This is a genomic window from Desulfosarcina sp. (genome assembly GCF_033791525.1).
Classification (GTDB): Bacteria; Desulfobacterota; Desulfobacteria; order Desulfobacterales; family Desulfosarcinaceae; genus Desulfosarcina.
Window position 1 is genome coordinate 1 of record NZ_JASJGN010000445.1, and the last position, 9,948, is coordinate 9,948.

Annotated in this window: 10 protein-coding genes; 7 read left to right on the forward strand and 3 right to left on the reverse strand. The window is 49.7% G+C overall.

The features are described from left to right. The 6 genes from QNK41_RS21105 to QNK41_RS21130 form a co-directional block, all read left to right on the forward strand. On the forward strand, positions 1–345 hold a 345-nt coding region (locus tag QNK41_RS21105), incomplete at its 5' end, for an FMN-binding protein (RefSeq protein ID WP_319261242.1). Between the two features lie 13 nt (positions 346–358). Next, positions 359–982 carry an electron transport complex subunit E gene (locus QNK41_RS21110; protein WP_319261245.1) on the forward strand — a complete coding sequence of 208 codons (624 nt, stop codon included), beginning with the start codon at positions 359–361 and terminating at the stop codon, positions 980–982. A gap of 19 nt (positions 983–1,001) precedes the next feature. Continuing rightward, complete coding sequence (locus tag QNK41_RS21115) at positions 1,002–1,574, forward strand: electron transport complex protein RnfA (RefSeq protein ID WP_319261247.1); 573 nt, start codon at positions 1,002–1,004, stop codon at positions 1,572–1,574. 126 nt (positions 1,575–1,700) lie between these two features. Further along, a complete protein-coding gene (locus QNK41_RS21120) occupies positions 1,701–3,785 on the forward strand; it encodes an FAD-dependent oxidoreductase (protein ID WP_319261250.1) in 2,085 nt (694 codons plus the stop codon). A gap of 1,588 nt (positions 3,786–5,373) precedes the next feature. Then, complete coding sequence (locus QNK41_RS23165) at positions 5,374–5,625, forward strand: DUF4405 domain-containing protein (RefSeq protein WP_413815191.1); 252 nt, start codon at positions 5,374–5,376, stop codon at positions 5,623–5,625. A 12-nt stretch (positions 5,626–5,637) separates the two neighbouring features. Continuing rightward, positions 5,638–6,411: an HAD-IIA family hydrolase gene (locus QNK41_RS21130; RefSeq protein ID WP_319261255.1), complete on the forward strand. Its 774-nt coding sequence runs from the start codon at positions 5,638–5,640 to the stop codon at positions 6,409–6,411. Positions 6,412–6,495: 84 nt separating this feature from the next. Here the strand turns inward: QNK41_RS21130 and QNK41_RS21135 are convergent, their stop codons facing one another. After that, entirely contained in the window at positions 6,496–7,110 is a 615-nt protein-coding gene (locus QNK41_RS21135) for a lactoylglutathione lyase family protein (RefSeq protein WP_319261257.1), read from the reverse strand. A 68-nt stretch (positions 7,111–7,178) separates the two neighbouring features. Here QNK41_RS21135 and QNK41_RS21140 point away from each other — a divergent pair, with 68 nt between their 5' ends. Beyond that, entirely contained in the window at positions 7,179–7,517 is a 339-nt protein-coding gene (locus QNK41_RS21140; protein ID WP_319261260.1) for a helix-turn-helix domain-containing protein, read from the forward strand. A 632-nt stretch (positions 7,518–8,149) separates the two neighbouring features. On the opposite strand, the gene QNK41_RS21145 is transcribed toward QNK41_RS21140, so the two are convergent. After that, on the reverse strand, positions 8,150–9,043 hold the full coding sequence (locus QNK41_RS21145) for an integrase (protein WP_319261262.1): 894 nt from the start codon (positions 9,041–9,043) through the stop codon (positions 8,150–8,152). A gap of 693 nt (positions 9,044–9,736) precedes the next feature. Continuing rightward, a partial coding sequence (locus tag QNK41_RS21150; RefSeq protein ID WP_319261265.1) for a hypothetical protein occupies positions 9,737–9,948 on the reverse strand: 212 nt, incomplete at its 5' end.

A 9,948-nucleotide genomic window follows, 5' to 3' on the forward strand; every position in this document is an offset into this window, starting at 1 on the left:
ACGGTCGTGGTGGAAGCCAGTGCCAACGGGTATGGCGACAAGGTCGGTATGGTGGTGGCAATCAACATGGCGGATGATTCCCTGCGCGGTATCGCTGTCACCACCCACAAAGAGACCCCAGGCCTGGGCGGTAACGCCAAAGCCGACCCCAGGTTTGCGGCACAATTTGCGGGCAAAAGCATCAGCGCCCCCTTCGGTGTCACCACCGACGGCGGTCAGATCAGCGCCCTGAGCGGCGCCACGATCACCTCGCGGGCGGTATGCAGCGGGGTCAATCAAGCCGTCGAGACATACAACAGGCTGAAACCGCAGCTGGAAGAACAAATCAAAGGCATGGGCAAATAAAGGAGTTTACTCAATGGCCAAATCGTTCGCTTCTGAATTTACCAAAGGCCTCTGGAAAGAGGTCCCGCCGTTCCGGCTGGTTCTCGGACTCTGTCCGGTGTTGGGCGTGACCACCTCCATGAAAAACGGCATTGGCATGGGGTTGGCCACCACCTTCGTGCTGCTTTGCTCCAATATCCTGGTCAGCCTGCTGAGAAAGGTCATCCCCGCCAAGGTCCGTATCGCTTGCTTCATCATCATCATCGCCACCTTCGTCATCGTGGTCGAACAGATGATGCAGGCCTTTGCCTACACCCTCTTTTTAGACCTTGGCGTGTTTATCCCCCTGATCGTGGTCAATTGTATCGTTTTGGGCCGCGCCGAGGCCTTTGCCTCGAAAAACGGCGTTCTCAAATCGACTGCCGACGGTCTGGGTATCGGTCTCGGATTCACCTGGGCATTGGGACTGCTGGGCGCCGTGCGTGAACTGATCGGAACGGGCTCCTTGAAGGGAGACGTGTTCGGACTAATCCATTGGGACGTCCCCAATATCTTCGGTGCCGCTTTCGAACCGTTCGGCTTTGCCGTCCAGGCGCCGGGCGCTTTTGTGATCCTGGGATTATTGCTCTGTGCGATGAACCTGATCCCCAGTAAATAGCGGGAGGAACTAAGCTACCATGGAATATATTGAAATCATCATCGCCACCATTTTCGTCAACAACATTCTGCTGGCGCAGTTCCTGGGCAACTGCCCGTTTTTGGGAACCTCCAAGAAGATGGAAACTGCTATGGGCATGGCCATGGCCGTTATCTTCGTCCTGGTTATGGCGGGCGCCATGACGTGGCTTATCTTTAACTACTTGCTGGAGCCCAACAACCTGGTCTTCCTGCGAACCATCGCCTTCATCCTGGTGATTGCGTCCCTGGTGCAGTTCGTCGAAATGTTCCTGAAAAAAAGCATCCCCGCTCTATATGCTGGGCTGGGCATTTTTCTGCCGTTGATCACGACCAACTGCGCCGTCTTCGGTGTGTGCGTGCTCAACATCGACAAGGAGCTCGGTTTTGTGCCGGCGCTGGTCACATCCTTCGGATATGCAGCCGGTTTCGGTCTGGCACTAATCATTTTCGCAGGTCTGCGCGAACGCATCCTGCTGGCGCGTGTGCCCAAACCGTTGCAGGACACCTCCATCGCCCTGATCACTGCCGGCGTTATTTCACTGAGCTTCTATGCCTTTCGCGGCATGGTATAGATTTGATTCAATAGGCTGCAAGATAATTAATTTGGCAAGGATAGAGGGAGAAAGCCGTATTTGTCATACTGCGACGACCGATAACGCAGTCCAAATTAATTATCTTAACGCCTAAAGGAGGTTTTGGTGACCATCGCTATCCTCGTCATGCTTGGCATAGGCGCAACCTGCGGCATTATCCTCAGTGTTGCCTCTAAAGTCTTCTACGTCTATGAAGATCCGCGCATCGCCGAAGTGGAATATTTCATGGCAGGCGCCAACTGTGGCGGCTGCGGCTTTGCCGGGTGCAGCGCGGCGGCCGTGGGCGTCGTTGAAGGCAAGATCGGCCCCGGTGTCTGTGTCGTCGCCGACTCGGAAGCGGCCATCAATATCGCCGCTGTCATGGGTGTGGATCCGGGAACAGCCGAGCCCTTGAAATCCCTCAACTCCTGCTCTGGCGGCGACCGCGCCGATGACAAGTTTATTTACAACGGCGCCATGACCTGCGCGGCCATGACCGCGCTATACGGTGGCAAACGGGTCTGCTCCATCGGTTGCATGGGCATGGGCGACTGCGTTCAATCCTGTCAATTCGATGCCATCCACATGGGCCCGAAGGGGTTTCCAGTCATCGACGAATTCAAGTGTGTGGGTTGCGGCGCCTGTCAAACGGCCTGCCCCAAAGGTCTGATTTCTGTAAAAACCATGTCCCAGCGCCTGCTGGTCTTCAACCAGGAAGACCACGCCCTGGCCCCCTGCCAGCAAACCTGCCCGGCGGAGATCGACATCCCCAAATACATTCGCCTGATCAAAGAGGGCGACTATGAAGGGGCCGTCAATACCATCCGCGAACGCAACCCGCTGCTGCTCTCCTGCGGCCGGGTGTGCCCGCATCCCTGCGAGGATTACTGCCGGCGGGACATCGGAGATGAGGCGGTTTCCATCAACCAGCTCAAACGCTTCGTGGCCGACTACGAAATGAACAGCGGTCGGCGCTACCCCATCGCCTGCGCACCGGATACCGGTAAGCGCGTGGCCATCATCGGCGGTGGACCGGCTGGTGTCAGCTGCGCCTATTTCCTGCGACGGCTGGGCCACCATCCTACCATTTACGATGCCATGTCCAAACTGGGCGGCATCACGCGATACGGCATTCCCGAGTACCGACTGCCCGACGAGGTACTGGACTGGGAGATCGACGGCATCTTGAACCTGGGCATCGACGTGCACTACAACAACACGCTGGGCAAGGATTTCACGATTCAATCGCTCCGTGACGAAGGCTATGATGCGATTTTCATGGGCATCGGTGCCTGGAAGGATTACACCCTCGGCATCAAGGGTGAGGATTTAAAAGGGGTTTCCCAGGGCATCAACTTCCTCTCCGCCGTGGCCAATTCACCAGACAAAAGGGTTCCCATCGGCCACCGGGCGGCAGTTGTCGGCGGCGGCAACTCGGCTGTCGATTGTGTGCGCACACTGCTTCGCCTGGGTTGCGAAGAAGTCTACATCGTCTATCGACGGACACGCAAAGAGATGCCCGCCAACGAGGTGGAAATCGTGGCCTCCGAACACGAAGGCATCAAATTCCAGTTCCTGGCCGCTCCCACGCGGGTCATCGACGATGGTCAGGGCAACGTCAAGGGATTGGAGTATCTTCAGATGGAACTGGGCGAGCCCGACGCCAGCGGCCGGCGTCGGCCGGTGCCCATCGAGGGGTCGGAAACGATTCTCGACGTGGACATGGTCATTTCCGCCATCAGCCAGCAGCCGGATATCGGTTTCATGGAAAAGGAAACGGACAAAGAGAACATCACCATCACCCGCTGGAACACCTTTGACAACGACCCGGAAACCCTGCAGTGCAGCGTGCCCTATCTGTTTACCGGCGGCGACGTGGCCACCGGACCCTCCCTGGTGGTGGACGCCATCGGCGGCGGACGGCGGGCAGCTCGCTCCATCCATCAGTACATCACCGGTGAGGAGATCAAAGGAACCCCCCGCTCCCTGCGCAAACGGCATATCCCCGAATCCCTGTTCGAAACGGTTCCCGGCGTGGTCAAGTCTCCCCGGACACCCATGCCCGAACTGCCCGTAGCCGAGCGAATCAACTCGATGATCGAGGTGGACAAGGTCATCTCCGAGGTCGACGCCAAGCACGAATCCAGCCGCTGCCTCGACTGCTGCCGGATTTGTTACAACCCGGACCTGCGCGACCAGAACGCCGCCTGATCATTCCCCCAGATTGATCAACGTTGCAGCCAAAAGTTGGCTGCAACGTTTTTTTTTCTTGCAGGTTGCCCGTTGCCGATGTTCGCACAAAAAATCGATGTGTTCAAAAGCGAGACGGGAGGGAACCCGATTCAGATTATCTTATCTGAAGAGGGGGCAATGCGTTGAGGTATTAGATCATCAGGTCCGATCCATTCCGGCCGTCTTCGATTACTGGTAGACCTCGCAGGCATATCACCCGCATACGATGGTATACTTGGAAATGCAATGATCGACATTGAACATTCCCCGCGGCACCACAAGGATAAAAATCGATTTCCAGTTCGCTCGCTAACCCCGCCGCACCGATACTCGGTATCTCTGCTTCGCTCCGACAAGCGGCGGGGAATACGCTCGCTATCGCGGTCCACTCGAAACGGTTTTGTCAGCCTGATTTATCGGTTCATGAGAATCGTAATCGTGCGTATGATCAAACTGAATATGATAAGGATATGTTGTTTTATGGTAACTGCACGGTAAGCCGCCTTGCTACTATATATGGAGGTGCCTTTGGTTGGACTTTGTTCCAGACAGTGGCAAGTTGTGTTGTGAGTTTAATTATGTTGCGAGAATATAGTTCATTTCATTCCTTCATTCGCTTTAAAAATAGGAAAATCTATATTTTTCTTTTAATTCCTTTTTAACTCAATGGGTTGCATGCTATAATTCCTATTGTGGGATAAAGGAAGAATACAGAAATCCTTTATCGTATGTTGTTTGAAAAGCTATATTTAGCGGCCTTTGAGCTAAAAGAGAAGTAATTCTCATGCAGTTCGATCACTCGGTTGATAGAAAAATTGAAGGCCTTAATAATGGGCCTTACAAGGTCATGAAACTGATTTAAGGTTCAACAACAGGGGTGTCCAGCAGGTCTGCAATTATGTTGTAAGCTGTTGCCACATAATTGTAACTATCCGCGCAACTAATTGATATGGCCTTGAATATCGATTTAGCTGGCCACTCTTTAAAAAGCTAACAATTTCAATAGGAAAGGATCACTCGCGACATAAGGCAAGATACCACACGAATCGGTGGGATGCGTTTTTTTAGGATAGCCATTACGTACTTGTAGGAGCATATAATTTGGGGCGTGCAGACTGCATAAGATCCCAATCGGACCAATGGAACAAGAAGGTTAGGGTATCATTTCCTGTTGGATTTCATGGTAACATAACTAAAGCTTTTGACAATATCGTTTCTATTGAGGTACTCATTTCAAATAAAAGGAAAATCAAAAGCAATACCAATTCATTAGCCTGCTTGCCTTAACAGTCTTACCACCGAATAATATTCGAGCGGCGGCCAAATCGGCGCCAGGACCATGAAAGACAAAATGAAGTCCAAGTGGATCAAGCAGATTGTTGCCGTGGTGCTGCTGGGCGTCGCGGTCAAGCTGCTGGTCAAACTATACCTGTAAGCAATACCTGTTCAGGATATATTTTTTAGGGAGAATGTTTTAAAGAAAAATGCTTTGAAATATTTGATTGATGTTACCCTTTTTATTGACATCTGAACCATCGCCATCATCGGTCTTCTTCTTGGTTTCATAATTCCCAAAGGAAGCGTTCATCAATCGGGAAATTTTTTCCTTGGACTTCATCGCTATGAATGGGGCGACCTTCACCTTTATCTTTCGGTTTTCTTGTTATTTCTTTTATTTTTTCACATTTGGTTGAATTGGACGTGGGTAATTCAATCATCAAAACGCTATTTTGGAAACCAATGGAAAAGTTTCCTATGGCTTTTTGTTGGTGCTTGGCTCATAGTACTTTTCGTCGGATGGCTTGCCGTAAAATTATAAAGGAAAAACACGATGGAGAAGTTACAGGAGAAACACGCTTTTATCTGCGACATGGACGGCGTGATTTACCACGGCAATCACCTGTTGACGGGTGTGAAGGAATTTTTGGACTGGCTCAAAGACGAAAATAAACAGTTCCTGTTTCTGACCAACAGCAGCGAACGGTCGCCTCGTGAATTGCAACAGAAACTTGACCGTCTCGGAATCGATGTGGATGCCTCCCACTTTTATACCAGTGCCTTGGCCACGGCCAGTTTTCTGGCGACCCAGCATCCTGACGGCAGCGCATATGTTATCGGAGAGACCGGGCTCACAAATGCCCTGTACGAAGCCGGATTTTCCATGAACGATATCAACCCGGACTATGTAGTAGTGGGCGAGACGCGGTCTTATTCCTATGGAAAGCTTGAACGTGCCGTCAAGCTGGTGCGTGCAGGTGCTAAGCTGGTCGGCACCAACCCCGATCTCACCGGACCTGTGGAAGAAGGAATCGTCCCTGCCACAGGCGCCCTCATCGCCCCCATCGAACTTGCCACCGGCTGCAAGGCCTATTTCGTAGGAAAACCCAATCCGCTTATGATGCGCCACGCACTAAAAAGGCTTGATTGCCGCCTGGAGGAGACCGCCATCATCGGTGACCGGATGGACACGGACATCATCGCCGGCATTGAAGCGGATATCGAGACTGTGTTGGTTCTCAGTGGTGTGACCGCCAAAGAAGATCTGCACAAATTCGCCTATCGACCTAACTATATCTTGACCGGCGTAGGCGATATTCTGGCCTGAGAATTAGAAAACGAGATCCTTCCAAAGTATCTTTATCCTAATACCTGAGGTGAAAAGGCTCACATGCTGCTGTGGGCCTTTTCATTATGCTGCTTCGAGCTTATCCTGATATGCTCCTGCGGAGTAGGTCAACTCGTAACTGTGAGAGTATATTTCAATGAGGTTTCCGAAAGGATCTTCGCAATAAACCATGCGGTAGGGCTTTTCACCTGGGTAGTATTCACGTACGGGCATTCGCTGCTTGCCTCCGTTTTCCACCATCTTGGCAGCTAAACCCTCGACGTCCGGATCTTGAACGCAAAAGTGAAAGACGCCGGTTTTCCAGTATTCAAAGTTGTTTTCCCGTTGCTCAGCGTTTTTGAATTCGAAGACTTCGACACCGATCTTGTCACCTGTGGACATGTGCGCGATACGAAAACTGCTCCAGCCTTCACCAAAGACGTCGTTGCACATCACACCTATGGCAGAGTCGTCAGCAACGATTTCAGTGGGTGGCATGATCACATACCATCCAAAGACGTTGGTGTAAAAATCAACGGCTTGCTCAAGGTTTGTCACAGACAATCCTATATGTGAAAAGGTTCTTGGGTATGTCATTGTTTTGCTCCTTAAAAAATGGTTTGATGCTGCTCTTGGATACACTGATACAGTAATGCTTATAAATAATGGTACAAGAAGGCACTTTTTGGTTCGACACATACCGATTTGTTTGTATTGCCGGCAGGCGTGGACCAACAGGGTAATTTTTTATTGGAGTAGGAGCTGAAATGATCGAATGGAACGGCAGGGAATATCGCTGCCCGGTGGAAGTCGCTATGGATGTGCTCAGCGGCAAGTGGAAATGCCTTATGCTGTGGCATCTTCATGATGGGACCAAGCGGTACAAGGAGTTGGAGCGGATCGTCCCCGGCGTTAGCCAGAAGATGCTGACCCAGCAACTCAAAGAGCTGGAGCGGGACGGTTTGCTGTTCAGGACCGTTTATCCAGAAGTCCCACCCCGCGTGGAATACACGCTGACTGATCTGGGTAACAGTGCGTACCCGATCCTTGAAATGATGCATTTTTGGGGGGTGAACGACCTGGGCTTAAATGATCTTGCAGAATAGCTAAAAATAGGAAACAACATATCCACATTTACTGCTATTAGGGTGTACCCTAAGGTGTACAAAAAATTAGGAAGCTCAAATACTACATCTGGTGGTTGGCGGTTTCCGATGATTAATTGACTTTCATTTTGCTATCACAGCCAAAAAGTGATGGCGGATTTATTGGATATCTCCAATACATCCCTACTTTTGAGACATTTTCAAAAGTGGTGATACCATATATGCCCCTTTTAAAAGTTCCCTTCCAGTGGATCAGAACATCACCTAAATCACCATCATAGACGCGCTGATGACCTGTCCTTCGCAAAAAAATATCCGTGGGAAATTCTTCGAAATACATCATCCCCTATGCAAAGATTGAATGCCATTATCCGGAGTCAGGTTCATTTGAAACAGACGATTTCAAGGTAAAATTTTTGGTTGAGATCGATTCTGGGCACAGATCCGCAAAGATCGTCCGAGGTTTTTAGTATCAAAACGATTTGAATTTTCAGGCCGCCTTTTGCCACTCGTAGCGGTGATGTAGCCCACCGATCCGCGGTAAATCGATCATCTTGCATTTGCCGACAGGCCTGCGCTGTATCGGCCGTCCATTGAGTGTATCTTTTTCAAGACTTAAATGTGTTCTGTCATTATGATAATATTCGAAATGCGAACAAAGAACGTTTTTCAGGTGATCTTCGTTCAATACGATGACATGGTCTGTACATTCTCGCCTGATCGAGCCGATCACCCGTTCCGCAAACGGGTTTTTGCCAAGGGCTTTGCGGGGCCGAGATCACTTCTTTGATACCCATGTTTTTCAGTCGATTGCGAAAGAATTCGCCATAGATCGAATCCCGATCTCGCATCAAATATTTTGGTGCCGAGTTCCAGGGAAAGGCTTCCACGACCTGTTGAGCTGTCCACTCGGCAATCGGATTTGAGGTCACATTGAAATGTACGACTTTGCGACGGCTGTGGCTGAGGACCACTAGAACGAACAGAATGTTGAAGGTAGCTGTCGGAACAGTAAAAAAATCAATCGAACACTTGTTCGCATGATTTTTCAGGAAAGTTCGCCAAGTCTGAGACGGCTTCTCATTCGGCAGGCTCCGGGGCATCAGGTTGGAAACGGTTCGTTCGGAAACCTCGAAACCCAGGCTGAGCAATTCCCCATGAATCCTGGGCGCACCCCAGATCGGATTGGCTATTGCCATTTTTCGGACAAGATTACGTATTTCACAACCGACGCGGCGTCTTCCCGGACCTTTGGATTTGAATTTCCAAAAAAGTTTAAAACCCTTTTGGTGCCAGCGAACAACAGTATCCGGCTTTACAATGACAAGAGATTCGCGCCAGGGAATCCAAATTCGGGAAAGCAAAACCCAGAAGAGCCGATCCGTTATTCGAATTTTCGGCCCCTTGTTTGTCCGTTTCATTACGGCCAATTGTTGGCGAAGCGCAAGGTTCTCGACAGCGAGATTGGAGGTGCTTTTGATCGTCGACCATATGAACCAAACAAGATTTCGAAGCATTTTCATCATATTTTTAGCTTGGCAGGTATAAGAATATTTATCAATAATTACAGAACGTACGAATATTTGCGAAAGACAACTCTTTCAGATGAAGGGAACATCGAGCGCATAACTAATTTAGAGACCTGCTTGCCTTAAGAATCATACCACGGAACTATTATCTAAACGGCGGTCAAAAACACAATGAATATGATGGTGTCACCATAGCACTATCCAGGAGATCTTATAAAGGGCCGCGAGAAAAAAAGAACATATATACGAAGACGTTATCCCGTACTAATTGAGATTTCACATGTCAGCAAAAGGAATAGCTTGAGTGCGCAGTTGCTTAATCATTGTGAAGAGGAGAAGTGTTTTGAATCCAAGTCTTCCTTTCATCCTGGCGAGACACTCAATATCAGGGTAAAAGATTTCCATCCCCACGGCCCATGTACAGGCCTCTGTAAGGGTTTACGTTCCATAACTCTGGGAGAGGTGAAATGGTGCCATGAAGTGTCAGATACAGATCCTTCTATCTATAGCGTTGGCATCCAATTCTATGCCCTGGTTTACTAACCTCGTTACAACCCACAAGTTTCGGAACCAACTGGTCCATCGCAAATGATTGATGTTCGTTAGACCATCTGTTTTGGGTGTTTCAGGACCTTAAAGCATGGGTGTGACAGACGCGGTCACACTCAACTTAATTTTGTAGATAAACTCCTATTTCATCGCTTTTAACATGCTGCTTAAAGAGACAATATAAGATTTCTCCGCTCTTATGATATTTTTAAGAATCTCTTGACTATAAACAAAAGCGTCGTGAGATAAGATATCCATGAAAAAAAGAACACTGCTTTTTTCCGCTTCGATGGCAAATTTAATAATGTCCTTAAGATCATGGAGTTGGGAAAACCATTTTTTAGCTTCCGCCC

Excerpts from the sequence above, each read along its gene's own strand:
- QNK41_RS21130 (WP_319261255.1), top strand. The coding sequence starts at position 5,638 with ATGGAGAAGTTACAGGAGAAACACGCTTTTATCTGCGACATGGACGGC.
- QNK41_RS21140 (WP_319261260.1), top strand. The coding sequence starts at position 7,179 with ATGATCGAATGGAACGGCAGGGAATATCGCTGCCCGGTGGAAGTCGCT.
- QNK41_RS21145 (WP_319261262.1), bottom strand. The coding sequence starts at position 9,043 with ATGATGAAAATGCTTCGAAATCTTGTTTGGTTCATATGGTCGACGATC.
- QNK41_RS21110 (WP_319261245.1), top strand. The coding sequence starts at position 359 with ATGGCCAAATCGTTCGCTTCTGAATTTACCAAAGGCCTCTGGAAAGAG.
- QNK41_RS21115 (WP_319261247.1), top strand. The coding sequence starts at position 1,002 with ATGGAATATATTGAAATCATCATCGCCACCATTTTCGTCAACAACATT.
- QNK41_RS21135 (WP_319261257.1), bottom strand. The coding sequence starts at position 7,110 with ATGTGTCGAACCAAAAAGTGCCTTCTTGTACCATTATTTATAAGCATT.